Genomic DNA, 23,587 nt, shown 5'->3' on the forward strand with positions numbered 1-23,587 from the left:
ACGGGTACCGCGCCGGTGCCCTTCCACCGGCGCCGGGGACTCAGTCGTGCACAGCCGAGTCCGGTTGGCCCGGGTTCGCCCCGCCGAGGCCGGGGACGGCGAGGGCGCCGGTGGCCAGGTGGGCGAGGACGACCTCGTACAGATCGCTCCCGCCGGTCAGCAACTGGCGTTCCAGCACGGGTTCGGCGGCCCGGACGTGCTCGCGCACGGTCTGGGCGTGGACGCCCAGCTCCCGGGCCGCGCGTTCGGCGTTGGCGTCGGCGGCGAGCCAGGCGCGCAGGGTGCGGCGCAGATCGCGGCCGTCACCGTCCAGGCGGCCGAGGAGGTCCCCGGCCCAGCCCCGCAGCGCGGGCGGGGCGAGCAGATCGCCGAGCCGGTCGCCCCCCGCCGGGGCGGGTGCCGTGCCGCCCGGGTCGTACGGGCCGCGCGCCGCCTCGGAGTCGAGCGCGAGCCGGACGACGGCGCGGGTGCCGAGGCCGGAGAAGTCCATGCCGATCAGCGTCTCGACGCGGTCCATGCGGGCGCGGACGGTGTTGCGGCTGACGCCGAGCACCTTGGCCGCGGCCACGGCGGTGAACTCCAGGCCGAGACGGGTGGTGGCGAGGAGTTCGGCGCGGGTGTGGTGGGGCAGCGTGTCGAGGGGGCACAGCGCTCCGGCGGACCAGGCGTGCAGAGCGGCCGGGTCCATGAGCCGCTCGGGGTGGGTGCGTTCGGCGTAGACGGCGGTGCGGTCCGGGCGGCAACGGGCCACGGCGAGGGCGCTGACCGCCTGGCCGTAGGCGGTGGCGGTGCGGGCCAGGCGCTGGCGCAGGCTGCCGCCGAGGAAGATGCCGGACCGGCCGTCGAGCAGGGACCGCAGCCGCTGCCCCGCCGTGGGCTCGGGGCTGACGACGATGACATGGCCGTCCATCGCGGGGCAGCGCACGACGAGTGCCTGGCCTTCGGTGGCGTCGGCGCAGGCGTCGGCGAGCGCGTCCCGCTCGGCGGGGGCGCTCTCGACCACGTAGACCCGTGCGGTGTCGCCTTCGAGCAGGCCCGGCCACAGGCCCGCGGCGACCCTGCGGGCGGAGACGATGTCCTCCACCATCAGCAGCTGCAGGATGGCGAGCCGCAGGTCGGCCGTGGCCCGGCGCAGCCGGCGTCCGGCGTGCGTCAGCTCCCGGTGGCGCAGCAGGAGTTCGAGCACGCCGGCGGCACGGTTCACGAGTTCGGCGGCGCGCCGGTCGAAGGGTTCGGCGCGGGCCACGGCCAGCACGGCGCCCGCGCCCCGGTCGCGGTGCCGTACCGCGACCATGCGGAGCCGGCGGTCGCCGTCGTCCAGGGCGGCGGAGGAGATCCGGCCGCCGGCCATGTCGTGGAGCACGGCGGCGTCGAGCGGGATCGACTCGCCCGCGAGAAGGCCGCCGTGCGCGTCCTGGAGGCACACGTTCGCCCGCAGTGCCTGTCCCAGCCAGCCGGCCACCCGGTGCGGGTCCCGGGCCGCGGGGCGGAGGTGGTCGAGCAACTGCTCGGCCCAGTCGGGGGCGTACGGCTCCTCGGCGCGGGGGACCTCGTCGGCTCGGCCGGCCACGTCGTGCCCCTCCTCGTCCTCGGGCTGACCTCGGGTTTCGGACGTGGACGTTACCCGATCGGCGCTCTGCCGTCCCCGGCGGCCGGACATGGCTCCGCCGGCGGTCCTGGGGGGGGAATGGACCGCCGGCGGAGGCGCCGCAGCCCGGTGGCGGGGGGAGGCCCCGGGCGGCTCCTCCATCGGATGCCCACTGACGCACGTCCTACACCACACGATTTCCGGGGACTTCCGGAGCGGTTTCCTCAGTCGCTCACGCGGGTGCGGTCACCGGCGCCCGCGCCGGGCGAAGGGCGCGAACGCCGGTTCCGTGCGCCACCGGCAGGGCGGGTGCGGACGCACGCCGGCGCCGGACCGGGCGGGGAGGCACGACCGGTGCGGCCGGGCCGCGCCCGCGGCGCCCGGGAAAGGGCATTAAGCTCGGCGGATGGCGAAGTACTTCGACGTGCACCCCGAGAACCCGCAGCCGCGCAGCATCGGCCAGATCGTCGACGCGGTGCGCTCGGGGGCCCTCATCGCATACCCGACCGACTCCTGCTACGCGCTGGGCTGCCAGATCGGCAGCCGGGACGGCATGGAACGGATCCGTTCCATCCGCCATCTGGACGACCGGCACCACTTCACGCTGATGTGCCGGGACTTCGCGCAGCTCGGCCAGTTCGTGCGCGTCGACAACGACGTGTTCCGGGCCGTCAAGGCGTCGACCCCGGGCAGCTACACCTTCATCCTGCCGGCCACCCGCGAGGTGCCGCGCAAGCTGCTGCACCCGAAGAAGAAGACGGTGGGCGTGCGCATCCCCGACCACGTGGTCACCCAGACCCTGCTGGCCGAACTGGGCGAGCCGCTGCTGTCCAGCACGCTGCTGCTGCCGGACGAGGAGGAGCCGATGACCCAGGGCTGGGAGATCAAGGACCGGCTCGACCACGTGGTGGACGCGGTGGTCGACTCCGGGGACTGCGGCACCGAGCCGACCACCGTGGTGGACTTCTCCAGCGGCGAGGCCGAGATCGTCCGGCGGGGCGCCGGGGACACGGCACGCTTCGAGTGACGGGCAGGCCCGTCCCGGCCGTGTGGATCTTGCGTGGCAGCATGAGGCGTGCACGCGAGGCCGAGGGGAACCGGTGTCCCCCTCGGCCGATCCACCCGGGAGGCTCCACACCATGACCGACGCACAGGGGACCGACGTCGACGTCCCCACCGCGGACGGCGTCGCAGACGCCTATCTCGCCCATCACGCCGACGGACGCCCGCGGCCGGGGGTCCTCCTCTACCAGGACGCGTACGGGCTGCGCCCGCAGCTGCGCTCGATGGCCGACCGGCTCGCGGCCGCCGGCTACACGGTGCTGGTGCCCAACGTCTTCTACCGGCACGGCCGCACCCCGATCGGGGAGGTCCCGGAGTTCATCGACACGGCGGCCGACCCGACCATCTGGGAGCGGATCGGCCCGGTCATGGCCTCCCTCACCCCGGACCAGACCCGGCGGGACGCGGACGCCTACCTGGACTGGCTCGCCGGCAGCCCCCTGGTCGCCGACGGCCCGGTGGCGCTGACGGGCTACTGCATGGGCGCCCGGCTGGCCCTGCGGACGGCGGCCACCCACGCGGACCGGGTCGCGGCCGCGGCCGGCTTCCACGGCGGGCGGCTCGCCACCGACGCCCCCGACAGCCCGCACCTGGGCGCCGCGCGGATCACCGCCGAGCTGTATTTCGGCCACGCCGACCAGGACCGGTCCATGCCCGAGGAGCAGATCCGGCGCCTGGACGACGCGCTCACCGCGGCGGGCGTCCGGCACACCACCGAGGTCTATGCGGGGGCCGCGCACGGGTACACGCAGGCGGACACCACCGCCTACGACCGGGGGGCCGACGAGCGGCACTGGGCCGCGCTGCTCGCCCTGCTGGAACGCGCCTTCTAGGGCCGGCCGTGGCGTCCGCCCCGGCGCGGACGCCACCCGGATCTTGTCCAAATCATTGACATGCACGTGATCGAACGCAACGCTGAGAGCGCTCTCAGAACAGGTACGGACCAATTTCGTGCCACCCCGACCCCACACGGAGGTGGAGAGTGCTCCCCAAGCGAACGCGTCCCGTGCTGCCCATGGCGGCCGCGGCGGCCCTGGTGGGCGGTGTGCTCGCGCTGGGCACGCCGGACCGCGCCGGCGCCGCCGTCCCGGACACCATCCCCCTGAAGATCACCAACAACTCGGGCCGTTCCGAGCCCGTGTACGTGTACGACCTCGGCACCCAGCTGTCCTCGGGACGGCAGGGCTGGGCCGACGAGAGCGGCGGCTTCCACGCCTGGCCCGCGGGCGGCAACCCGCCGACCCCGGCGCCGGACGCGGCGATCGCCGGACCGGCTCCCGGGCAGTCGAAGACGATCCGGATACCCAAGTTCTCCGGCCGGATCTACTTCTCCTACGGCCGGAAGCTCGACTTCCGGCTGACCACCGGCGGCCTGGTGCAGCCGGCCGTGCAGAACCCCTCCGACCCCAACAGGAACATCCTGTTCAACTGGTCGGAGTACACCCTGAACGACTCGGGCCTGTGGCTCAACAGCACCCAGGTGGACATGTTCTCCGCGCCGTACGCGGTCGGGGTGCAGCGCGCGGACGGCGGCGTGAGCACCACCGGGCACCTGAAGTCCGGCGGCTACAACGCGGTGTTCAACACGCTGCGCGGCCAGTCGGGCGGCTGGTCCGGCCTGGTCCAGACGCGTTCCGACGGCACCGTGCTGCGCGCGCTCTCCCCGCTGTACGGGGTGGAGACCGGGGCCCTGCCGGCGAACGTCATGGACGACTACGTCAACCGGGTGTGGCAGAAGTACACGACGTCGACGCTGACCGTCACGCCCTTCACCGACCAGCCGAACACCAAGTACTTCGGCCGGGTGTCGGGGAACGTCATGAACTTCACCAACTCCTCCGGCGCGGTGGTCACCAGCTTCCAGAAGCCGGACGCCTCCAGCGTCTTCGGCTGCCACAAGCTGCTGGACGCGCCCAACGACAACGTGCGCGGCCCCATCTCCCGCACGCTGTGCGCCGGTTTCAACCGCTCCACGCTGCTGAGCAACCCCAACCAGCCCGACACCTCGGCGGCCGGCTTCTACCAGGACGGCGTGACCAACCAGTACGCGCGCGCCGTCCACTCCCAGATGGCGGACGGCAAGGCCTACGCCTTCGCCTTCGACGACGTCGGCAACCAGGAGTCGCTGGTGCACGACGGCGGTCCGCAGCAGGCGTATCTGACGCTGGATCCGCTGAGCTGAGACATGGGACGGTCCCGCACCCCGGAGCTGCTCCGGGGTGCGGGACCGTTTCGTGCGGTGATCAGCCGGTCGTCAGGGCGGTGTCGTCCACGACGAAGCTGGTCTGCAGGGAGGAGTCCTCCACGCCGTTGAACTTCAGCGTGACGGTCTGGCCCGCCAGCGAGGACAGGTCGAAGGACTTCTGGCTGTAGCCGGACGCCGCGTTGGCGTTCGAGTAGGTGGCCAGGGTCTTGGAACCGGCGGTCACCGTCAGCTTGTCGTACGCGGTGGTGCCGCTCTCCGCGGTGTCGATGTGCAGGTAGAAGGTCAGGGTCGCCTTGCAGCCCGCGGGGATCGTCACCGACTGGGACACGGTGTCGGTGTGCGTGGTGCCGTAGCCGTCGAGCCAGGCCTTGTACGAACCGCTGTGCGCGGCCTCACCGGTGTCGGTGGTGATGGCGCCGCTCGTCGCGGTCCAGCCGGTGCTGCCCGACTCGAAGCCCGGGTTGGCCAGGAGCTGGGACGCGGAGCAGCCGCCGCCGGTGGTGCTGACGGTCCAGCCGAAGGTCGCCGTGCCGGTCGCGCCGGTGGAGTCCTTCACCGTCACCGTGGTGCTGGAGGAACCGGCGGTGGTGGGCGTACCGGAGATCAGGCCGGTCGAGCTGTTGATCGACAGGCCGGCCGGCAGACCGGTGGCGCTGTAGGTCAGGGCGCCGCTGTTGGTGCTGCTCGCCTGGACCTGCAGGCTGACCGCCGTGCCGACGGTGGCGCTCTGGCTGCCCGGGTTGGTCACCGTGACGCCGCTGCTCGGCGGGTTGATGTGGCTGCCGACGTTGATGCCGGCGAAGGCGTTGCCCACCCCGGCGTACTCGGCGGAGTTGGTGCCGTACAGCGAGGCGGCCGCGTTCAGGGCGGCGGTGCGGGCGCCGGCGTAGTTGGTGCTCGACGTCATGTAGGTCGTCAGCGCCTTGTACCAGATCTGCAGCGCCTTGGCGCGGCCGATGCCGGCGACGGCGACGCCGTCCGAGGTCGGGCTGTTGTAGGTGACCCCGTTGATGACCTTGCTGCCGCTGCCCTCGGACAGCAGGTAGAACATGTGGTTCGCGGGGCCCGAGGAGTAGTGGACGTCCAGGTTGCCGACGCCGGAGTACCAGCTGTCGGCGGAGCCGCCGTCCTTGCTGGGCTTGTCCATGTAGCGCAGCGGGCTGCCGTCGCCGTTGATGTTGATCTTCTCGCCGATGAGGTAGTCACCGACGTCGGTGGAGTTGTTGGCGTAGAACTCCACGCCCGTGCCGAAGATGTCGGAGGTCGCCTCGTTCAGGCCGCCGGACTCGCCGCTGTAGTTGAGGCCCGCGGTGTTGGAGGTGACGCCGTGGCTCATCTCGTGGCCGGCCACGTCCAGCGACGTCAGCGCGTGGGTGTTGGACGTGCCGTCGCCGTAGGTCATGCAGAAGCAGCTGTCGTCCCAGAACGCGTTGACGTAGCCGCTGCTGTAGTGGACCCGGCTGTAGGCGGCGACACCGTCGTTGCGGATGCCGCTGCGGCCGAAGGTGTTCTTGTAGAAGTCCCAGGTCTCCTGGGCGCCGTAGGCCGCGTCGGCGCCGGCGGTCTGGGTGTTGGAGCCCGAGCCGGTGCCCCAGACGTCGTCCGAGTCGGTCATCAGCGTGCCGGTGCCGGAGGTGCCCCCGTTGAGGGTGTACGTCTTGTGGCCGCCGCGCGTGGTGTCGTAGAGCTGGTACGTCGAGCCCGACAGCGTGGTGCTGAGGCTGACGGAGCCGCTGTACTGGGTGTTGCCGGTACCGGTCTGGACGGCCTGGTAGCGGTTCAGCTCCTTGCCGGTGTGGGCGTCGGTGATGACGTGGAGCTCGCTGGGCGTGCCGTCGTCCTGGAGGCCGCCGATCACCGTCTCCCAGGCGAGCTTCGGGGTGCCGTCGCCGGCCCAGATCACCTTGCGGGCGCTGTCGGTGGTGGCCTTCTTCGCGTCGAGTGCCTTGGCCGCCTTCAGGGCCTTGGTCTCGGCGGAGCCCTTGGCGAAGGTCGCGGTGGTGGAGGCGACCTTCACGGCGTGCTTGTTGTTGAAGGTCGTGCTCACCGTGCCCTTGGCCACGGAGGCCGGCGGGGTGTGCACCACGATGTCGCCGCCGAGGACGGGCAGCCCGGCGTAGGTGCGCTCGTAACGGGTGTGCAGAGTACCGTCGTTGTCCTTGACGACGTCCTTGACGACCAGCTTCTCCTTGGCGCCGAGACCGAGGGTGCGGGCGGTCGCGGCGGTCTTCTGCTGGGCGGTCTTGAGCAGCTTGGCGTGCTGGGCCGGGGAGAGCCGTGCCTCCAGGCCGCCGGTGCGCAGGTGGCCGGCGTGGGGAGCGGAGGGCTTGGCGGCGGCCGGCACCGACTGGATGCCGACGGCGAGGAAGGCCGCGGTGGAGACCAGTGCGGCTCCGGCGATGGCCCGTCTGTGGGGAAGACGACTCACTCGATTTCCTCCTGCTGCGGCCGCCGGATAGCGGCCGGTGAAGACCCGGGCAGACGGGTGTGCTGTCCGGGACGAGCTGAACTGTGTGGGGAGCAAGGTGCTTGCACGCGAAACCGACTGCGTGCTGGGGGAGAATGGCAGCCTTGACTCGCGCATGTCAGCAGCGTCAGAGGCAATTCAAGGGTTTTCCCTACCCTGCCCCGGCGACGGCGGGGCGGCCCCGTGTGCTCGCGTCGCGCCGGGCCGGCGCATCGGGCGGCGCAGGGCGCGGTGAACACGGCTTCGGCAACGCCGAACCGCGAAGTCCTCTTATTTTACCAGCACTTGACGTCGAGTCCCACCCTTCGGGCGTTCACAGGGCCGTTGTTACCGTGCTCGCGTGTCTGAATCCTCACGCGATACCGCCCGGGGCGCCGGCTGGGGCCCCTCCGAACCCGGCCTCTACCAGCGGCTGATGCCCGTCCACGTGCGGAAGCTGTCCTGGCTGGATCCGAGGGTCCTGTGGGCCGCCCGCAACGGGGTGCTCGCGTCGTGGTTCGGCGATCCGACCGGCCGTACCCGCGGCCGCCTGGTGGCCGCGCAGGCGGCGGCCGGGGCGCCGGCGGACAAGGTGGTGCGGCCGGACGTGCCGGACCGCTTCTCCTTCATGGTCCTCGGGGACACCGGCGAGGGCGGCGCCTCCCAGTACGCCACCGTGCCCGGCCTGCTGAAGGCCGGCCTGGACACGGAGTTCGCGGTGATCGCGAGCGACGTCATCTACCCCGTCGGCAGCGCGGACGACTACGGCACCAAGTTCTTCCGGCCGTACCAGGACTATCCCGCGCCCATCTACGCCGTACCGGGCAACCACGACTGGTACGAGGACCTCGCCGCGTTCACGCGGGTCTTCTGCGCCGACGCTCCCCCGCCCGCCCCCGAGCCGCGGCCCCGCCCGCTCACCCGCGCCTGGCTGCGCACCCTGCTGTGGCACCGGGCCCGCCCGTCGGACGGTGAACACCTCTCCGAGGCGCGGGAGTCGCGCTCGGCACCGGAGCAGCGGGCCGTGCAGCCGGGGCCCTACTGGGCGATCGACGCCGGACCGGTGCGGATCGTCGGCATCGACACCGGGCTGCTCGGCACGATCGACGCCGAGCAGGGCGCGTGGCTGCGGGAGGTGTCCCGGGGACCGCGGCGCAAGATCCTGATCACCGGCTCCCCGCTGTACGTGGACGGCGAGCACCACCCCTGCGCCATCGAGGGCGGCGGCACGGTCGACGACGTCGTACGCGACCCGGAGCACCACTACGTGGCCGCGATAGGCGGCGACATCCACAACTACCAGCGCTATCCGGTCGACGTCGACGGCCGCACCGTCCAGTACGTGGTCTCGGGCGGCGGCGGCGCGTTCATGCACGCCACCCACACCATCCCGCGGGTGTCCGTCGCCGGTGTCGGCGAGCGGGAGTTCCGCTGCTATCCGCTGCGCGGCGACTCGCTGGCGTTCTACAGCCGGGTGTACGCCCGGCGGCTGCGGCTGCGCCGCTTCTTCACCCTCACCGAGGACGAGGCGACGGCGGTCGTGGCCCGACGTCTCGGCATCGAGCCCGCCCGCGCGCCCGCTCCGGAGGCCCGGATCACCCTGCGGGTCCGGCTGGTCGCCGGACTGCTGGGCACGGGCCGCCGCCCCGACCGGGCCGCCCGGTTCCGGCTGCCCGTGCGCAAGCTCTACACCCAGCTCTTCTCGCCCGGTTCGGTCACCTACAGCCCGCCGTTCTTCAAGTCCTTCCTGCGCCTGGACGTCACCCCGGAGGCGGTGCGGCTGCGCTGCTTCGCCGCGACCGGCAACCGCGCCCAGGAACTGGATCCGCCGGTCGAGGACGAGGTCATGATCCCGCTGACCTGAGCCGCAGGGGGCCGGCGCCGCGCCGTGGGCCGGCCCCCGCCCGGTTCACCAGCGGCCCGGCTCCGTACCGGTGACCGGCTCGGACGGCCTGCCGTCCACGCCCACCGGGACGTCGCCCGCGAGCATCACCCGGTGCATGATCCGGGGAAGGCCCAGATGGGCGTTGTCGCTCGGGGCCAGGTGGATGGTGGCCCGGTTGTCCCAGAAGGCCACGCTCCCCGGCTCCCAGCGGAAGCGGACCGTGTACTCGGGGCGCACCGCCTGGTCGAGCAGCATCTCCAGCAGGGCCGCGCTCTCGGGCCGGGAGACCCCGGTGATCTGCTCGAGGTAGTAGCCGTTGACGTACAGCACGCGCTCGCCCGTCTCCGGGTGCACCCGCACCAGGGGGTGCACGGAGGCGACCTGATGGTCCAGCAGATGGCGCAGGTAGGCGTCGTCGCCGGGGCGCGGCTGGTAGCCGACGCCGAGCCGGTGCTCGGCCCGCAGTCCGTCCACGAAGGCGCGCACGGGCGCCGAGAGACCGGCGTAGGCGGCGGCCAGGTTGGCCCAGGTGGTGTCGCCGCCGTACGGCGGCACGGTCTCGGCGCGCAGGATGGTCGCGGCCGGCGGGTCGACGCGGGCGCCGTGGTCGCAGTGCCAGCCGCGCAGCAGGGTGTGCCGGCGCCGCCGCAGCCACTCCTCGTGCTCCATGCCGAAGCGTCCGCCCAGCTCCAGCCGGTCGGCGGTGGTCTCCACCTCGGGGAAGCCCTCCGGTGAGGCGCCGCCCCGCCGGCCGAGGACGACCGGCTCGCCGAACCGGCGGGCGAAGGCGACGTGCGCCGCGTGGTCCAGTTCCTGCCCCCGGAAGAACACCACCTTCCAGCGCAGCACCGCCTCCCTGATCAGCTCGGTCACCGCGTCGTCCGGCGGACCGGCGAGATCGACGCCGATGATCTCGGCGCCGATGTGCCCGGCGACCGGGCGCACCTCCACGCCGCCGGTCCGTTCCGCCCGCCCGGTGTGCTCCGCCGTGTCCCTGTGCGTCGTCATGCGCGCTCCGTTGGTCGTCCGAACCGGCCTCACGACCGATCGTGACACCGGGGCCCCGTGCGCCGCGAACATCCCGCGGCCGCGGACATCCCGTGTCAGCGGCGCCCGCCTCCGCCGGCACAGCCCTTCCCGCGCTACGGCTCCTCGGCTGGTTCCGGCGCGGCGGCCGGGCGGGGCGCGGCGAGGCTGCCGAGGATGTCGAGGAGTTCGGCGCTGCGGCTGCCGGGCTCGGCGTGGAAGACCACCAGGGTCAGTCCCCCGGTGCCGTCCGCGGTCAGCTTCTCCGAGTGCAGGTCCAGGTCGCCCACCTGCGGGTGGCTCAGTCTGCTGATCCGGCCGCGCCGGGGCCGCACCTCGTGCCGGGCCCAGAGCGTCCGGAAGCGGTCGCTGCGCACCGAGAGGTCGCCGACCAGGTCGCGCAGCCGCGGATCGTCGGACTCCGGCCCCGCGTACGCGCGCAGCGCGGCCACGCCCTCCTCGGTGAGGTCGTCCCAGTCCCGGCGCAGCGCGCGCTCGGCGGGGTCGAGGAGGACGGCCCGCAGCAGGTTGACACCGGGCCGGTAGTTGGGCGTGAGGGCCGTGGCGAGGGCGTTGGCGGCGAGGCAGTCGGTGTAGCGGTTCTGGATGTAGGCGGGATTGCGCGGCCAGCCCTCGATGAGGCGCAGCAGACCGTCCGGCACCCGCTCCCGGTGGCCCGCTGGCCCGGTGCGCGCCCCCTGCCGGGTCTCGCGTGGCCGGTCCCGGGCGAGACCGAGGAGGTAGGAGGTGGCGTCGGCGTCCAGCCGCAGCACCCGTGCGATGGCCCCGAGGACCTGCGCGGAGGGGTTGCGGTCGCGGCCCTGCTCCAGGCGGAGGTAGTAGTCGGAGCTGATGCCGGCGAGCATCGCGACCTCCTCCCGGCGCAGCCCCGGCACCCGGCGCAGCCCCGATCCCGGCAGCCCCACGTCCTGCGGCCGGACCTGGCCCCGGCGGGCGCGCAGGAACTCGCCGAGCGCGTTCGTACCGTCCATGACACCACCGTACGGCGGCGCCCGCGGCGGTGACTGGTCCCGCCACTCCCAGGAACGCGGGGACACTGCCGTGCGGGGCGCGGCTGGCGCAGGGTGGAGAGGAGCCGCCGGCCGGCGGCTCGGCGAACGGCACGAAAGGCACGACATGACCGCACAGCTCGGCGGGACCTTCACCCCCGCGGACGGTCTGACCCTGACCCGCATGGGCTACGGCGCCATGCAGCTCGCCGGACCGCACGTGTTCGGCCCGCCCGAGGACCGGGCCCGGGCCGTGGCGGTGCTGCGCGCCGCGGTGGACGCGGGCATCACCCACATCGACACCGCCGACTTCTACGGCCCCGTCGTCGTCAACGAGCTCATCCGGGAGGCGCTGCACCCCTACCCGGACGGCCTGCGCATCGTCACCAAGGTCGGCGCGCGGCGCGGCGCGGACGGCGGCTGGATCATGTCCCGGCATCCGGCGGACCTGAAGGCGCAGGTGCACGACAATCTGCGGCACCTGGGCCTGGACGCGCTGGACGTGGTGAATCTGCGGCTCGGCGACGTGGACGCCCCGAACGAGGAGCCGGTGGCGGAGATGTTCGGCGCCCTGGCCGAGCTGCGGGAGCAGGGCCTGATCCGGCACCTGGGCCTGAGCACCGTGTCCCTGGCACAGCTGGAGGAGGCGCGGGAGATCGCGCCCGTGGTCACCGTGCAGAACCTGTACAACCTGGCCGTCCGGCGGGACGACGCCCTGGTGGAGCGCACGGCGGCGGAGAACATCGCCTTCGTGCCGTACTTCCCGCTCGGCGGGTTCACCCCGCTGCAGTCCGACGCCCTGTCGAAGGTCGCCGCACGGCTCGGCGCCTCGCCGCAGCAGGTGGCCCTCGCCTGGCTGCTCGGCCGCTCGCCGAACATCGCGCTCATCCCGGGCACCTCCTCCCCCGCTCACCTGCGCGAGAACATCGCCGCCGCGGCGCTGGTCCTGCCCGCGGACGCGGTGGCCGAACTGGACGCGATCGCGGGCTGACCGGGCCCGTCCCCGGGTACCCGGAGGCGGACGGACGGAGGGAGCCGCACGTGGCGACGGAGGACCGGCTGCGGACCTACCGCGGCAGGCGTGACTTCGAACGGACCGGCGAGCCGTCCGGCGGGGCGGCGGCCGCGGGCGAGCGGCCGCGGTTCGTGGTGCAGATCCACGACGCCCGCCGATGCACTTCGACTTCCGGCTCCAGGTGGGGGACGTGCTGAAGTCCTGGTCCGTCCCCAAGGGGCCGTCGACGGACCCCGGGGACAGACGGCTGGCCCTGCCCACCGAGGACCATCCGCTGGAGTACGAGGACTTCGAGGGCGTGATCCCGAAGGGCGAGTACGGCGGCGGCACGGTGATCGTGTGGGAGCACGGGACGTACGAGCCGCTCAGCCACGACCGCCGGGGACGCCCCCTGGACTTCGCCGAGTCGCTGGAGCACGGGCACGCCGTGTTCCGGCTGCACGGCGCCAAGCTGCGCGGCGAGTGGGCCCTCACCCGGTTCCGCGGCGGCCCGGACGAGGAGGAGTCCTGGCTGCTGGTGCGCAAGGGTCCCGCCCGGGCGGAGGGGCACGGCACCCCCGATCCGCGCCGGGCCCGCTCGGTGCGCACCGGGCGCACCCTGGCGCAGGTCGCCGCCGACGAGGGATGACGAACGGGCCCGCGTGCCCGGCTCCGCTCCGCCGGCCGGGTGGGCCGTGCTCGGACGGGCGGGCGCGGCGAGCAAAACCCCGGCCGCCGCCAGCGGATCATCCGCCGGCGTAACCGGATCACCCGGTTCCGCCCCCAACTCCCGCCTTGTGCCTCTATGTTCGCGGCAACCGCTCGCGACCATGGAGGCTTCCGCATGCGCACCGCACTCCGCACCGCCCTCGTCGGCGTGGTCACCGCCGCCGCGTTCCTCGCCTGCCCCGCCGCGGGGGCCACTCCGCCGGGCTCCGGGGTGACGGCCCGGACCCTCGCCCAGAGGACGGTCGGCGGCACCGACTACACCCTGCGCGAGATCACCATCCCGCCCGGCCAGGGCACCGGCTGGCACTACCACGACGGCCCGCTGTACGGCGTGGTGAAGCAGGGCACCCTCAGCCACTTCGACTCCGGCTGCGCGTCCGACGGCGTGTACCGCGCGGGCTCGGCGATCCAGGAGCCGTCGGGTCCGGACCGGGTGCACATAGGCCGCAACCTGGGCACCGTCCCCGTCGTCCTGGAGGTGCTCTACGTGCTGCCGCACGGCGCCCCGTTCTCCGAGGACGCGCCGAATCCGGGGTGCTCCTTCGAGTGATCAGGCGCCGGGCAGCGGCTGCTGGGCCCAGATGGTCTTGCCGCTGCCCGTCTGCCGGCTGCCCCAGCGCTGGGTGAGCTGGGCGACCAGCAGCAGTCCGCGGCCGCCCTCGTCGTAGGCGTGCGCCCGGCGCAGGTGCGGTGAGGTGGAACTGCCGTCGGACACCTCGCAGATGAGCGCGCCGTCGCGGATCAGGCGGAGCTGGACGGGCGGTTCCCCGTAGCGGATGGCGTTGGTGACCAGTTCGCTGACGACGAGTTCGGTGACGAACGCGATCTCCTCGAGGCCCCACTCGGTCAGCCGCTCGGTGGCCGCCTGCCGGAAGGCGGCCACCGCGGCCGGGTCGGGCGGCACGTCCCAGGTGGCCACCCGGTCGGCGCCCAGGGCGCGGGTGCGCACCAGGAGCAGGGCTATGTCGTCGGTGGGCCGCTCGGGCATGACGGCCTTGAGGATGTCGTCGCTGAGTGCCTCCAGCGAGGCGGCGGGTACGCCGAGGGCGTGGCGCAGTTCCTCGCCGGCCCGGTCGACGTCCCGCTCGCGCCCCTCGACCAGGCCGTCGGTGTAGAGGGCGACGACCGAGCCCTCGGGCAGTTCGAGTTCCGTCGCCTCGAAGGGCAGCCCGCCGACGCCTAGGGGCGGCCCGGCGCTCATGGGCACGAACTCGGGGGTGCCGCCGGGCAGCACGACGGCCGGTGCCGGGTGCCCGGCCGCGGCCAGGCTGAGCCTGCGGGACACGGGGTCGTAGACGGCGTAGAGGCAGGTGGCGCCGAGTTCGGCGACCTCCTCGCCGGTGCCGTCGGACGCCAGGTGGCTGACCAGGTCGTCCAGGTGGGTGAGGAGTTCGTCCGGCGGCAGGTCGACGTCGGCGAGGGTCCGCACCGCCGTGCGCAGCCGGCCCATGGTCGCGGAGGACCGGATGCCGTGGCCGACGACGTCCCCGACGACCAGTGCGACCCGGCTGCCGGAGAGGGGTATGACGTCGAACCAGTCGCCGCCGATACCGGCCAGCGAGCCGCACGGCAGGTACCGGTGGGCCACCTCGACCGCTGCCTGCCCCGGCAGGCCGCTCGGCAGCAGGCTGTGCTGGAGGGCGTGGGCGGTGTCGCGCTCACGGGCGAACCGGCGGGCGTTGTCGACGCAGACGGCGGCGCGGCTGGCCAGCTCCTCGGCGAAGACCGCGTCGTCGGGGCCGTAGGCGTCCGAGTGGTACTTGCGCACGCACACCGCGGCGCCGAGGGTGATGCCCCGGGCGCGCAGCGGCACCGCGATCATCGAGTGGACGCCCTCGCGGTGGGGCCGACCCTCCGGGGAGCGCGCGTTGCGGTCCGCGAGCCACTCGTCGAACGCCGGCTCGCCCGTCCCGGCCAGCACCGCCCGGCCCTCCCGGAGGGCCACGGCCGGCGGGGTGGACGGCAGGTACCGCTCCGACTCCCCCGGCGCCAGCGCCGCGCCCCGGTTGCCGGGCACGACGGAGCGGTGCGCGACGCGCCGCAGCTCGGTGCCGCTCTCCGGGCCCGCCGGCGGCTCGTCCGCGCCGAGGACCCAGTCCAGCAGGTCGACGGTGGCGAAGTCGGCGTACTGCGGGACCAGGAGCTCGATCAGCTCCTCGGCCGTGCGCACCACGTCGAGGGTGGTGCCGATGCGGGTGGCGGCCTCGTTCAGCAGGGCCAGCCGGCGGCGGGCCCAGTGCTGCTCGCTGCTGTCGAAGGCGGCGAGCGCCACCGCGGTGGGCTCTCCGGAGCCGTCGCACAGGGGCCACATCTCGATGCTCCAGGCGTGCGCCCGGTACAGGGCGGGGTCATCGGCGAAACTCTCGTAGCGGACCGGCCGGCCGGTCTCGGCCACCTCGCGCAGATGGCTCACGTACCCCCGGGCCTGCTCGCCGTCCTCGACGGTGTCCTGGTAGAGGCGGCCGACCAGGGCGTCCTCGGGCACGCCCATCAGCCGGCAGGCGGCCTCGTTCACGTACAGGTAGCGCTGCTCCAGGTCGAAGACCGACATCGACATGGAGGCCTGCCGGAAGGCCTCGCCGACCAGCGCCGGGCCGGCCGGGTCGGCGGTGATCACGTGGCCGGCCGGTGCGCCGCCGGCGCCGAGCACCGGGCAGACGCTCACGGCGACCTCGACCGTGTGTCCCTCGCGGTGGCGCAGGGCGAGGACGCCGGACCCGGCGGCCAGGACGCCGCCGGGCGGCTCGCCGGCCAGCAGCTCCACCGCCGCCCGGCCGACGACCTCGTCCGCCGCACGGCCTGTGAGCAGCCGCGCGCCCTGGCTCCACCCGGTCACCCTGCCCTGGGCGTCGATGACCACAGCGGCCGCGACTCGCTCCATATGCCCCAGGATGATCCGAATGCTCCGGTCCATCAAGCGCGGAGGCGGACGGATCAGGCCCCGGGGGCGCGCAGCACCGCGAGGGCGCGGTCGGCGTGGGTGTTCATGCGCAGCTCGCTGCGCACCACCTCCAGGACGGTGCGGTCCTGGCCGATCACGAAGGTGACCCGCTTGGTCGGGGCGAGGGTGAAGCCCCGCCTGACCCCGAACCGGTCCCGCACCGCGCCGTCGGCGTCCGACAGCAGAGTCATGCCGAGGGTGTGCCGGCCGGCGAACTCCTGCTGGCGTTCGACGCTGTCGCCGCTGATCCCGACCGGGCGGGCGCCGACCGCGGCGAACTCGGCCGCGAGGTCGCGGAAGTGGCAGGCCTCGGCGGTGCAGCCGGGCGTCAGGGCGGCGGGGTAGAAGAACAGCACGACCGGGCCGTCGGCCAGCAGCTCGGTGAGCCTGCGGACGGTGCCGGTCTCGTCCGGCAGCGCGAAGTCCTCGGCCTTCTCGCCCACCTCGACCCGTCCGGTCACGACCGTCCCTCCCCGCCGCGGGCCACGCCACGGGCCCACAGCACCAGGGGCACCTGGAGCGGCAGCCGGGCCAGGGCGGCGTTGCGCTGCGGCGCGGGCCGGCCCCGCCAGTCGACGGCCATCTTCACGTTGGCCGGGAACACCCCGACGAAGAAGGCGGCGGCCGCGCGGGCGGCCAGGGGACGCGTCCGGCGCGCGGCGACACCGGCCGCCAGGGCCAGCTCCACGGCACCGCTGCCGTACGTCCAGGCGCGGGGCGAGCCCGGCAGCGCTCGCGGGACGAGGTGGTCGAACTGGCGGGGTGCGGCGAAGTGGGCGACTCCGGCTGCGGCCAGCAGACCGGCGAGCAGCAGGGGCGAGCGTTCGGACCGGGGCACGGTTCCTCCTCTGGTGACCTGCCGCCGGATATTACTCGACAGTAGTCGCGGCCAGGGGCGCTTCGGGCGGGCGGGGAGCGGAAAACGCGCGGTGCCGCACCGGGCACGGGCGGCACGGTCCCGGCCGGCGGCCGGGTCGCGGACGCGGCACGGGGGCGGGTGCGGCCGGCACGGGGGCGGGTGCGGCGCGGCACGGTTCCGGCCGACGGCCGGGTCGCGGACGCGGCACGGGAGCGGGCACGGGCGCGGCAGGGTTCGGGCCGGCGGCCGGGGCGCGGGCGCGGCCTAGGGGTGGGTGCGGCGCGGCACGGTTCCGGCCGACGGCCGGGTCGCGGACGCGGCACGGGGGCGGGCACGGGCGCGGCACGGTTCCGGCCGGCGGCCGGGGGCGCGGGCGCGGCCTAGGGGTGGGTGCGGCGCGGCGCGGTCAGCCCGCGGTGACGAGCCGCTGCCCGGTGCCGGTGTGCTCCGGCCGCGCGGGACGAGCGCAGGGCGGCGATGCCGAACATCGTGCTGATGAGCGAGGTCTGGCACCTGGTCCTGGTGTCCTGCGTCATCGGCGCCGGCGTCGGGTTCGCCTACGGCGCCATGCCCGCGCTGATCATGGGCGCGGTGCCCGCCTTCGAGACGGCCGCCGCCAACAGCCTCGACACCCTGATGCGGTCCATCGGCACCTCGGGTGGCCGGCGCCGTCGCCGGCGTGGTCCTCGCCCACCTGACCACCGGCCGCGGCGGTCGCACGCTGCCGTCCGAGAACGGCTTCAAGGTCTACCTGGCGCTCGGCGCCGGCTCCGCCGTCCCGGCCTCCCTGCTCGCCGCCTTCCTGCCCCGCCACCGCCCGGCGGACCCGGTGGCGGCCCGGGCCGCCGGCGCGCCGTCGGCCGAACCGGTGGGCTGAGGACGGCCCCGCCCGGCCCCGGGGCCCGTTCAGGGGAACCGGGGCCGAAAGGCGCGTGAGGTCGGGCGCGGCGGTCGAGACCTTCAGCCGTGAACGCCGTGACCCTGCCGCTCGTCGCGCCCATGCTCGCCACCCCCGGGCCGCTGCCGCCCGCCGCCCAGGACGAGCGGTGGGCGTACGAGACCAAGCAGGACGGCCAGCGGGTGATGGTCTACCTGCCCGGCGACGGCAGCGTCCTGCTGCGCGCCCGCTCCGGCGAGGACATCACCGGCGCCTACCCCGAACTGCGGCCGCTCGGCGCCGCCCTGGGCGGCACGCCCGCCGTCCTCGACGGCGAGGTGCTGGCCCTGGACGAACTGGGGCGCTCCGACTTCCAGTTGCTGCAGAGCCGGATGGGCCTCGCGCACTCCCCCGCCCGGGCGGCCCGCCGCGCCGCCCAGGTGCCGGTCCACCTGGTGCTGTTCGACGTCCCGCACTTCGAACGCCCCCTGCTGCGGCTCCCGTACACGCGGCGGCGGGCGCGGCTGACGGAGCTGGACCTGACCGGACCGCACTGGTCGACGCCGGCCGCGGTGACCGGACACGGCGCGCAGGCCCTGCGGGCGACCCGGGAGCACGGCCTGGAGGGCCTGGTGTGCAAGCGGCTCGACTCGGTGTACGAGCCGGGGGTGCGCTCCCGCTCCTGGATCAAGATCCGGAACATGCGCAGCGAGGACGTGATCGTCGGCGGCTGGCTGCCCGGCAAGGGGCGGCTGACCGGGCTCCCCGGCGCCGTGCTGGTCGGCCAGCGCGCCGGGGGCCGGCTGCGCTACGTCGGCGGGGTGGGCACCGGCTGGAGCGAGGCGGAGCGTACGGAACTGGCCCGGTTGCTGCGGGCCGAGGCGAGCGGCCGCTGCCCCTTCGACCCCGTGCCGCGTGTCGCGGGCGCCCACTGGGTGCTGCCCCGGCTGGTCGGCGAGGTCAGCTACAGCACCCGTACCCGGGCCGGGATGCTGCGCCAGCCCTCGTGGCAGCGGCTGCGCCCCGACCTGACCGCCGAGGAGTCGTCGGCGGACCTGCCGGAGGACTTCGGCTAGCCGCGGCTGTTCCACGGCCCTTCACTTCTGGGACGCCTGTGACCCCTTGGCAGCGGGGCGCCCGGCCGGGATGCTGAACTCCCCTGCCCCCCACCGCAGTTGGAGGCTCACATGCCCTTGCCGCGTCTTCGCGCCCGGAGCTGGCTCGCCGCGCTGGCCGGTGCCGCCGCTCTCGTCGTGGCCGTCCCCTCCGTCGCCTTCGCCGCGCCGCCCGCCGCGCTGCCCCGCAACGCCGAGCCCGGCGAGCTGGCGTACCAGCCGGCCTTCGACTACGACACCGACGGCTGCTATCCGACGCCCGCCATCGGGCCGGACGGGACGGTCAACGGCGGTCTGAAGCCGACGGGCGCGCTGAACGGCAACTGCCACGACGCCTCCGACCTCGACAACACCAACAGCTACTCGCGCTACAAGTGCGACAACGGCTGGTGCGGTTACCTCTACGGCCTGTACTTCGAGAAGGACCAGGCGCTGCCCGGCAGCAGCATCGGCGGGCACCGGAACGACTGGGAGCACGTGGTGGTGTGGGTGCAGGACGGGCAGGTGCGGTACGTGTCGACGTCCAACCACGGCTCGTTCACCGTGCACCCGGCCTCCGAGGTCCGCTTCGACGGCGGCCACCCGAAGGTCGTCTACCACAAGGACGGCATCGGCACCCACTGCTTCCGGCTGGCCAACTCGGGCGACGAGCCGCCGGAGAACCACAAGCACACCTGGCAGTACCCGCCGCTGGTCGGCTGGAACGGCTATCCGGCGGGGCTGCGCGAGAAACTGAGCGCGTACGACTTCGGCAGCGCCCACTTCGGCCTCAAGGACGGGAGTTTCGCCTCCCACCTCGCCTCGGCCAAGCCCTCCGGCATCCCCTTCGACCCGAACGCCTGACGGCGCGCTCGTCCCCTGCCGCCGAGTCGCCACTGTCCACGGGCCGGCGTGCGTCGCGGCGCCGGTGAGGGTCTATGGTGTCCACCATGTCCGTGCCCGAGTTGATCCGTATCGTCTCCCGCGACTCGCCGATGGCTCTCGCCCAGGTCGAGCGCGTGCGCGCCGACCTGGGCGTACTGCGTCCGGGGGTGCGCACCGAGGTCGTCCCCGTGAAGACCACCGGAGACAAGTGGCTCGGCGATCTGTCCCAGGTCGAGGGCAAGGGCGCGTTCACCAAGGAGGTGGACGCGGCCCTGCTGGCCGGGGAGGCGGACCTCGCGGTGCACTGCGTCAAGGACGTGCCCGCCGACCGGCCGCTGCCGGCCGGCACGGTGTTCGCCGCGTTCCTCAAGCGGGACGACGTGCGGGACGCGCTGGTCCACCCGGGCGGACTCACGCTGGACGAGCTTCCGGCGGGCACCCGGATCGGCACCTCGGCGGTGCGCCGGGTGGCCCAGCTCGCCGCCTCGCACCCGCACCTGCAGTGCGTGCCGTTCCGCGGCAACGCCAACCGCCGGCTGGCCAAGCTGGCCGCCGGCGAGGCGGACGCGCTGCTGCTCGCGGTGTCCGGTCTGGAGCGGATCGGCCGCGCGGACGTGATCAGCGAGGTGCTGTCCACGGAGACGATGATGCCGCCGATCGGCGCGGGCATCCTCGCCCTGCAGTGCCGGGAGGGCGACACCGAGCTGATCGACGTGATCAGCGCTCTCGGCGATCCGGACACGCACCGGGAGGCCGCAGCCGAGCGGATGTTCCTGCATGTGCTGCAGGGCCACTGCAACAGCCCGATCGCCGGCTACGCGCGCGTGGACCGCTCCGGTGAACTCTCCCTCCGGGCCTGTGTGTTCACCCCCGACGGCAAGACCCGGCTGAACGCCCACGAGTGGGCGGGCCGGCTGGACGCGGCCACGCTGGGCACCTCGGTCGCGGTGTCGCTGCTGCGGCAGGGGGCGCGGGAGATCATCGACGGCATCCCGCACTGAGCCGGCTCAGGCGCCGCCCGGCTCCGTCTGTTCCTTGAGGAAGGCGCTCACCTGGTGGGCCAGGCTGGTCTGCGCGCCGGCCGCCGGGGCGGCGGGCGTGGCGCCCTCCGGTGCGCCGATCCCGCCCGCCCACATCCGGCGGTCGGTCCACTCCTCGTCCACCCGGAGCTGCACCTGGACGTCCACGTGCGTCAGGGAGGGCTCGGGTCCGGCGGCGTAGAGCACGGCGGTGGCCCGGCGCAGCGGGTAGACGTCGAAGCCCTCGATGAACTGGGAGTTGCGCCAGTCGATGAAGGCGCCCTCCCCGTCGGGGCCGACGCGGACGTCGAGCTGGCCGTCCTCGAGGTGGATGCCGTAGTGCCGCGAGCCGCGGTTCTCGATCGTCACCCGGACGCTGAAGTACGTCAGACCCGCGGCGGCGTCGTCGCGTCCGCGCGGCGGCTCGGCCGCCTCCAGGCGGTGGACGCGGATCCGCAGACCGGCATGCTCGTCGTACTCCTGCCAGTCCCCGACCACGTTCGGCTCGTACACAATGCCCCTCTCCACCTTTCGAGAGCTGCTGTCTATCTGTGTGCCGAGCGCACTGTCAAATGAGCGGAATGCGCTGTGGCCAGCGGGTTCGCCCGCTTTGATCGGTGATCAAGCGCTGCCCAGGAGAAATCCGTCCGGCGGGCTCCCGGGCCGGGTCCGGGCGCGTGCCGCACATCACGTCGGCGGCCGGACCGGCGGACCGCGGCGCCGGGTGCTCCGGCGTGCGGTTCAGCGGGCCAGCCGGCCGAGCAGCGAGGAGGCCGCGGCGACGCCGAGCGCGGCGGCCACCGCGAGGACGCCGAAGTCGGCTCCGAGGTGGGCGGGGGTGCCGATCAGCAGGCCGCGCAGCGCGTCGACCTGGTAGCTGAGCGGGTTGACCTTGCTGACGGCCTGGAGCCAGCCCGGCATCAAAGAAATCGGGTAGAGGGCGTTGGAGCCGAAGAACAGCGGCATGGTGATCGCCTGCCCGATGCCCATCAGCCGGTCGCGGCTGAGGACGACGCCCGCGATGGTCATCGAGAGGCAGGAGAAGAAGACGGAGGCGAGGACCACCGCGCCTGCCACGCCGAGCAGCTTCAGCGGGTTCCAGGTGAGGGCGACGCCCAGGACGGCCGCGATGACGATGACGACGACCGCCTGGACCAGCGACTTCACCCCCGCCGCGAACGCCTTGCCGGTGATCAGCGCCGACCGCGGGGTCGGGGTGACGAGCAGCTTGTTCAGGATGCCCGCGTCCCGCTCCCAGATGATCTGGATGCCGTAGAAGATGGCGATGAACATCGCCGACTGGGCGATGATGCCCGGCGCCAGGTAGTCGACGTAGGGGATGCCGCCGGTGGGGATCGCCCGGATCCGGGTGAAGGTCTGGCCGAAGATCAGCAGCCACAGGGCCGGCTGGACCGCGCGGGTGTACAGCTCGGTGCGGTCGTGCCGCAGCTTCTGCAGTTCCACGGCGCACATCGCGCCGATCCGGGCGGGCAGCAGCCGCCAGCCCGGGCGCGGCCGGGGCGGGTACAGCAGCGGGTCCGTGCCGTCAGCCGACGCGGCGCGCGGTGCGGCGGGTGCTTCGGACATCGCGGAATCCTCCTCCGGAGTGGTCGTCGAGGCCACTGCCGGCGACGTCCCGGAAGACGTCCTCCAACGTGGGCAGGGTGTCCGTGCCCTCGCGTTCGGCGAGGCCCCGGCGCAGTTCGGCCGGGGTGCCCAGGGCGCGGACGCGGCCGCGGTGCATCAGGCCGACCCGGTCGCAGTACTGGTCGGCCTCGTCCATGTAGTGGGTGGTGACCAGGACGGTCATGCCGGTGGCGGCCCGGACGGCGTTGATGTGCTCCCAGACGCCGGTGCGGGCGATCGGGTCCAGGCCGATGGTGGGCTCGTCCAGGATCAGCAGCCGGGGCGCGCTGACCAGGGCCTGGGCCAGTTCGAGGCGGCGGATCATGCCGCCGGAGTAGGTGCCGGCGAGCCGGTCGGCGGCGTCCGCGAGGCCGACGGCGTCCAGGGCCCGGGCGACGCGTTCGCCGCGTTCGCGGCGCGGCACGTCGAAGACCCGGGCGAACAGGGCGACGTTCTCCCGTCCGGTGAGTCCGCTGTCGGCGGAGAGCTGCTGGGGGACGTAGCCGAGCAGACGGCGTACCGCCATGCGCTCCCGGGCCGCGTCGCGCCCGAACACCCGGACGGTGCCGGCCGGGACCGGCAGCAGGGTGGTGACGCAGCGGATGGCGGTGGTCTTGCCGGCGCCGTTGGGGCCGAGCAGCCCGAACACCTCGCCCCGGTGGACGGTCAGGTCCAGCCCGTCGACGGCGCGGTTGTCGCCGAAGGCGTAGCCGAGGCCGGTGCAGGCGACCGCCTCGGCGGGCGGGGCGGGGGTGTCGCTCGTCATGTCTCCTCGGCCTCCTCGTGCAGGGTCGCTGCGAGTTCGCGCAGCGCCGGGAGCGCCGCGCGCAGCGCCTCCCGGTCGGCCTCGCCGAGCCGGGCCACATGCCGTTCGACCAGTTCGGCGCGGCGGTGCCGCCAGTCCCGCAGCCGTCGCAGGGCGGAGTCGGTGAGCAGCAGGCGGACGGCCCGCCGGTCGGCCGGGTCGGTCTCGCGGATCAGCTGGCCGTCGCGCACCAGGTGGTTGACCAGCGTCGACACGGAGTTGCCCGCCAGATGCAGGGCCCTGGCGGCGTCCGAGACCCCGATGCCGGGCCGGGCCTCGACCAGCCGCAGCAGCTCCACTTCGGCACCCCGCAGCCGCGGCCCGGTCAGACCGCCGCGCAGCCGGCGTCGGATCAGCCGCTGGATGCGCACGAGCGTGTCGGCCAGTTCCTCGGACAGTTCCGCTTCCACATCCGGAAGATTACCTCTGTCACAGAGGTATCGGACCCCAAGGAGAGGTCAAGAAAGACACCGGACCTGACCTGAATGGGCCGTTTTGTTTTGATTCGCCCGGTTCAGGGAATGCGTACTGCGTG

Annotated in this window: 21 protein-coding genes and 2 pseudogenes; 11 read left to right on the plus strand and 12 right to left on the minus strand. The window is 73.8% G+C overall.

Annotated features, from left to right (window positions below):
- Positions 1 to 40 precede the first annotated feature (40 nt).
- Positions 41 to 1,570: a helix-turn-helix domain-containing protein gene (locus ACZ7JA_RS14755; RefSeq protein WP_470808489.1), complete on the minus strand. Its 1,530-nt coding sequence runs from the start codon at positions 1,568 to 1,570 to the stop codon at positions 41 to 43.
- A gap of 424 nt (positions 1,571 to 1,994) precedes the next feature.
- Here ACZ7JA_RS14755 and ACZ7JA_RS14760 point away from each other — a divergent pair, with 424 nt between their 5' ends.
- From ACZ7JA_RS14760 to ACZ7JA_RS14770, 3 genes are all read left to right on the plus strand, one after another.
- On the plus strand, positions 1,995 to 2,615 hold the full coding sequence (locus ACZ7JA_RS14760; protein WP_389297448.1) for an L-threonylcarbamoyladenylate synthase: 621 nt from the start codon (positions 1,995 to 1,997) through the stop codon (positions 2,613 to 2,615).
- 112 nt (positions 2,616 to 2,727) lie between these two features.
- On the plus strand, positions 2,728 to 3,483 hold the full coding sequence (locus tag ACZ7JA_RS14765) for a dienelactone hydrolase family protein (RefSeq protein ID WP_351669961.1): 756 nt from the start codon (positions 2,728 to 2,730) through the stop codon (positions 3,481 to 3,483).
- Between the two features lie 182 nt (positions 3,484 to 3,665).
- Positions 3,666 to 4,832, plus strand: a complete 1,167-nt coding sequence (locus ACZ7JA_RS14770) for a glycoside hydrolase family 64 protein (RefSeq protein ID WP_470808557.1) — start codon at positions 3,666 to 3,668, stop codon at positions 4,830 to 4,832.
- Between the two features lie 61 nt (positions 4,833 to 4,893).
- Here the strand turns inward: ACZ7JA_RS14770 and ACZ7JA_RS14775 are convergent, their stop codons facing one another.
- Entirely contained in the window at positions 4,894 to 7,284 is a 2,391-nt protein-coding gene (locus tag ACZ7JA_RS14775; RefSeq protein ID WP_470808492.1) for a M4 family metallopeptidase, read from the minus strand.
- Positions 7,285 to 7,663: 379 nt separating this feature from the next.
- Here ACZ7JA_RS14775 and ACZ7JA_RS14780 point away from each other — a divergent pair, with 379 nt between their 5' ends.
- Positions 7,664 to 9,166, plus strand: a complete 1,503-nt coding sequence (locus tag ACZ7JA_RS14780) for a metallophosphoesterase family protein (RefSeq protein WP_470808494.1) — start codon at positions 7,664 to 7,666, stop codon at positions 9,164 to 9,166.
- 45 nt (positions 9,167 to 9,211) lie between these two features.
- Here the strand turns inward: ACZ7JA_RS14780 and ACZ7JA_RS14785 are convergent, their stop codons facing one another.
- Together ACZ7JA_RS14785 and ACZ7JA_RS14790 are read right to left on the minus strand one after the other, a co-directional pair.
- Positions 9,212 to 10,195 carry a TauD/TfdA dioxygenase family protein gene (locus ACZ7JA_RS14785; RefSeq protein WP_470808497.1) on the minus strand — a complete coding sequence of 328 codons (984 nt, stop codon included), beginning with the start codon at positions 10,193 to 10,195 and terminating at the stop codon, positions 9,212 to 9,214.
- A gap of 134 nt (positions 10,196 to 10,329) precedes the next feature.
- On the minus strand, positions 10,330 to 11,205 hold the full coding sequence (locus ACZ7JA_RS14790) for a helix-turn-helix domain-containing protein (protein ID WP_351669973.1): 876 nt from the start codon (positions 11,203 to 11,205) through the stop codon (positions 10,330 to 10,332).
- 145 nt (positions 11,206 to 11,350) lie between these two features.
- On the opposite strand from ACZ7JA_RS14790, the gene ACZ7JA_RS14795 reads away from it, so the two are divergent.
- The 3 genes and pseudogenes from ACZ7JA_RS14795 to ACZ7JA_RS14805 all read left to right on the plus strand — a co-directional run bounded on the left by ACZ7JA_RS14795 (position 11,351) and on the right by ACZ7JA_RS14805 (position 13,496).
- Positions 11,351 to 12,214 (plus strand): oxidoreductase, encoded by an 864-nt coding sequence (locus ACZ7JA_RS14795; RefSeq protein ID WP_470808499.1) that lies wholly within the window; start codon positions 11,351 to 11,353, stop codon positions 12,212 to 12,214.
- A 50-nt stretch (positions 12,215 to 12,264) separates the two neighbouring features.
- A pseudogene (locus ACZ7JA_RS14800) lies at positions 12,265 to 12,866 on the plus strand (DNA polymerase ligase N-terminal domain-containing protein).
- A gap of 195 nt (positions 12,867 to 13,061) precedes the next feature.
- The gene (locus ACZ7JA_RS14805) at positions 13,062 to 13,496 is read left to right on the plus strand and encodes a cupin domain-containing protein (RefSeq protein ID WP_351669982.1); all 435 of its coding nucleotides are present in this window, start codon (positions 13,062 to 13,064) and stop codon (positions 13,494 to 13,496) included.
- Here the strand turns inward: ACZ7JA_RS14805 and ACZ7JA_RS14810 are convergent, their stop codons facing one another.
- From ACZ7JA_RS14810 to ACZ7JA_RS14825, 4 genes are all read right to left on the minus strand, one after another.
- Complete coding sequence (locus ACZ7JA_RS14810; protein ID WP_470808502.1) at positions 13,497 to 15,827, minus strand: SpoIIE family protein phosphatase; 2,331 nt, start codon at positions 15,825 to 15,827, stop codon at positions 13,497 to 13,499. It abuts the gene before it with no gap.
- A 53-nt stretch (positions 15,828 to 15,880) separates the two neighbouring features.
- The gene (locus ACZ7JA_RS14815) at positions 15,881 to 16,348 is read right to left on the minus strand and encodes a peroxiredoxin (RefSeq protein ID WP_470808504.1); all 468 of its coding nucleotides are present in this window, start codon (positions 16,346 to 16,348) and stop codon (positions 15,881 to 15,883) included.
- The gene (locus ACZ7JA_RS14820; RefSeq protein ID WP_351669991.1) at positions 16,345 to 16,725 is read right to left on the minus strand and encodes a DoxX family protein; all 381 of its coding nucleotides are present in this window, start codon (positions 16,723 to 16,725) and stop codon (positions 16,345 to 16,347) included. Before ACZ7JA_RS14820 ends, ACZ7JA_RS14815 begins: the two co-directional genes overlap by 4 nt.
- 401 nt (positions 16,726 to 17,126) lie before the next feature.
- On the minus strand, positions 17,127 to 17,282 hold the full coding sequence (locus ACZ7JA_RS14825; RefSeq protein ID WP_470808567.1) for a hypothetical protein: 156 nt from the start codon (positions 17,280 to 17,282) through the stop codon (positions 17,127 to 17,129).
- On the opposite strand from ACZ7JA_RS14825, the pseudogene ACZ7JA_RS14830 reads away from it, so the two are divergent.
- From ACZ7JA_RS14830 to hemC, 4 genes and pseudogenes are all read left to right on the plus strand, one after another.
- Positions 17,230 to 17,623, plus strand: a pseudogene (locus tag ACZ7JA_RS14830) (MFS transporter); the annotation flags it as partial. The gene ACZ7JA_RS14825 and the pseudogene ACZ7JA_RS14830 overlap by 53 nt on opposite strands.
- Positions 17,624 to 17,721: 98 nt before the next feature.
- Positions 17,722 to 18,699 carry an ATP-dependent DNA ligase gene (locus ACZ7JA_RS14835; protein WP_351670043.1) on the plus strand — a complete coding sequence of 326 codons (978 nt, stop codon included), beginning with the start codon at positions 17,722 to 17,724 and terminating at the stop codon, positions 18,697 to 18,699.
- Positions 18,700 to 18,810: 111 nt separating this feature from the next.
- Positions 18,811 to 19,581, plus strand: coding sequence for an NPP1 family protein (locus ACZ7JA_RS14840; RefSeq protein WP_351669993.1), 771 nt, complete (start codon positions 18,811 to 18,813; stop codon positions 19,579 to 19,581).
- An 86-nt stretch (positions 19,582 to 19,667) separates the two neighbouring features.
- Positions 19,668 to 20,603 carry a hydroxymethylbilane synthase gene (hemC, locus tag ACZ7JA_RS14845; protein ID WP_470808507.1) on the plus strand — a complete coding sequence of 312 codons (936 nt, stop codon included), beginning with the start codon at positions 19,668 to 19,670 and terminating at the stop codon, positions 20,601 to 20,603.
- Positions 20,604 to 20,609: 6 nt separating this feature from the next.
- Here hemC and ACZ7JA_RS14850 read toward each other — a convergent pair whose 3' ends face one another.
- The 4 genes from ACZ7JA_RS14850 to ACZ7JA_RS14865 all read right to left on the minus strand — a co-directional run bounded on the left by ACZ7JA_RS14850 (position 20,610) and on the right by ACZ7JA_RS14865 (position 23,462).
- A complete protein-coding gene (locus ACZ7JA_RS14850; RefSeq protein WP_351670046.1) occupies positions 20,610 to 21,134 on the minus strand; it encodes a hypothetical protein in 525 nt (174 codons plus the stop codon).
- A gap of 228 nt (positions 21,135 to 21,362) precedes the next feature.
- Positions 21,363 to 22,208, minus strand: a complete 846-nt coding sequence (locus tag ACZ7JA_RS14855; protein ID WP_389447742.1) for an ABC transporter permease — start codon at positions 22,206 to 22,208, stop codon at positions 21,363 to 21,365.
- On the minus strand, positions 22,168 to 23,013 hold the full coding sequence (locus tag ACZ7JA_RS14860) for an ABC transporter ATP-binding protein (RefSeq protein ID WP_393437585.1): 846 nt from the start codon (positions 23,011 to 23,013) through the stop codon (positions 22,168 to 22,170). Before ACZ7JA_RS14860 ends, ACZ7JA_RS14855 begins: the two co-directional genes overlap by 41 nt.
- Positions 23,010 to 23,462 carry a MarR family winged helix-turn-helix transcriptional regulator gene (locus ACZ7JA_RS14865; protein ID WP_351670003.1) on the minus strand — a complete coding sequence of 151 codons (453 nt, stop codon included), beginning with the start codon at positions 23,460 to 23,462 and terminating at the stop codon, positions 23,010 to 23,012. Before ACZ7JA_RS14865 ends, ACZ7JA_RS14860 begins: the two co-directional genes overlap by 4 nt.
- Positions 23,463 to 23,587: the final 125 nt, after the last annotated feature.

This window comes from Streptomyces sp. NPDC038135, assembly GCF_055601245.1.

Bases quoted from the DNA above. Each gene is read 5' to 3' on its own strand.
- ACZ7JA_RS14760 (WP_389297448.1), top strand. From the start codon at position 1,995: ATGGCGAAGTACTTCGACGTGCACCCCGAGAACCCGCAGCCGCGCAGC.
- ACZ7JA_RS14765 (WP_351669961.1), top strand. From the start codon at position 2,728: ATGACCGACGCACAGGGGACCGACGTCGACGTCCCCACCGCGGACGGC.
- ACZ7JA_RS14770 (WP_470808557.1), top strand. From the start codon at position 3,666: ATGGCGGCCGCGGCGGCCCTGGTGGGCGGTGTGCTCGCGCTGGGCACG.
- ACZ7JA_RS14785 (WP_470808497.1), bottom strand. From the start codon at position 10,195: ATGACGACGCACAGGGACACGGCGGAGCACACCGGGCGGGCGGAACGG.
- ACZ7JA_RS14790 (WP_351669973.1), bottom strand. From the start codon at position 11,205: ATGGACGGTACGAACGCGCTCGGCGAGTTCCTGCGCGCCCGCCGGGGC.
- ACZ7JA_RS14795 (WP_470808499.1), top strand. From the start codon at position 11,351: ATGACCGCACAGCTCGGCGGGACCTTCACCCCCGCGGACGGTCTGACC.
- ACZ7JA_RS14805 (WP_351669982.1), top strand. From the start codon at position 13,062: ATGCGCACCGCACTCCGCACCGCCCTCGTCGGCGTGGTCACCGCCGCC.
- ACZ7JA_RS14810 (WP_470808502.1), bottom strand. From the start codon at position 15,827: ATGGAGCGAGTCGCGGCCGCTGTGGTCATCGACGCCCAGGGCAGGGTG.
- ACZ7JA_RS14825 (WP_470808567.1), bottom strand. From the start codon at position 17,282: ATGACGCAGGACACCAGGACCAGGTGCCAGACCTCGCTCATCAGCACG.
- ACZ7JA_RS14840 (WP_351669993.1), top strand. From the start codon at position 18,811: ATGCCCTTGCCGCGTCTTCGCGCCCGGAGCTGGCTCGCCGCGCTGGCC.
- hemC (WP_470808507.1), top strand. From the start codon at position 19,668: ATGTCCGTGCCCGAGTTGATCCGTATCGTCTCCCGCGACTCGCCGATG.
- ACZ7JA_RS14855 (WP_389447742.1), bottom strand. From the start codon at position 22,208: ATGTCCGAAGCACCCGCCGCACCGCGCGCCGCGTCGGCTGACGGCACG.
- ACZ7JA_RS14860 (WP_393437585.1), bottom strand. From the start codon at position 23,013: ATGACGAGCGACACCCCCGCCCCGCCCGCCGAGGCGGTCGCCTGCACC.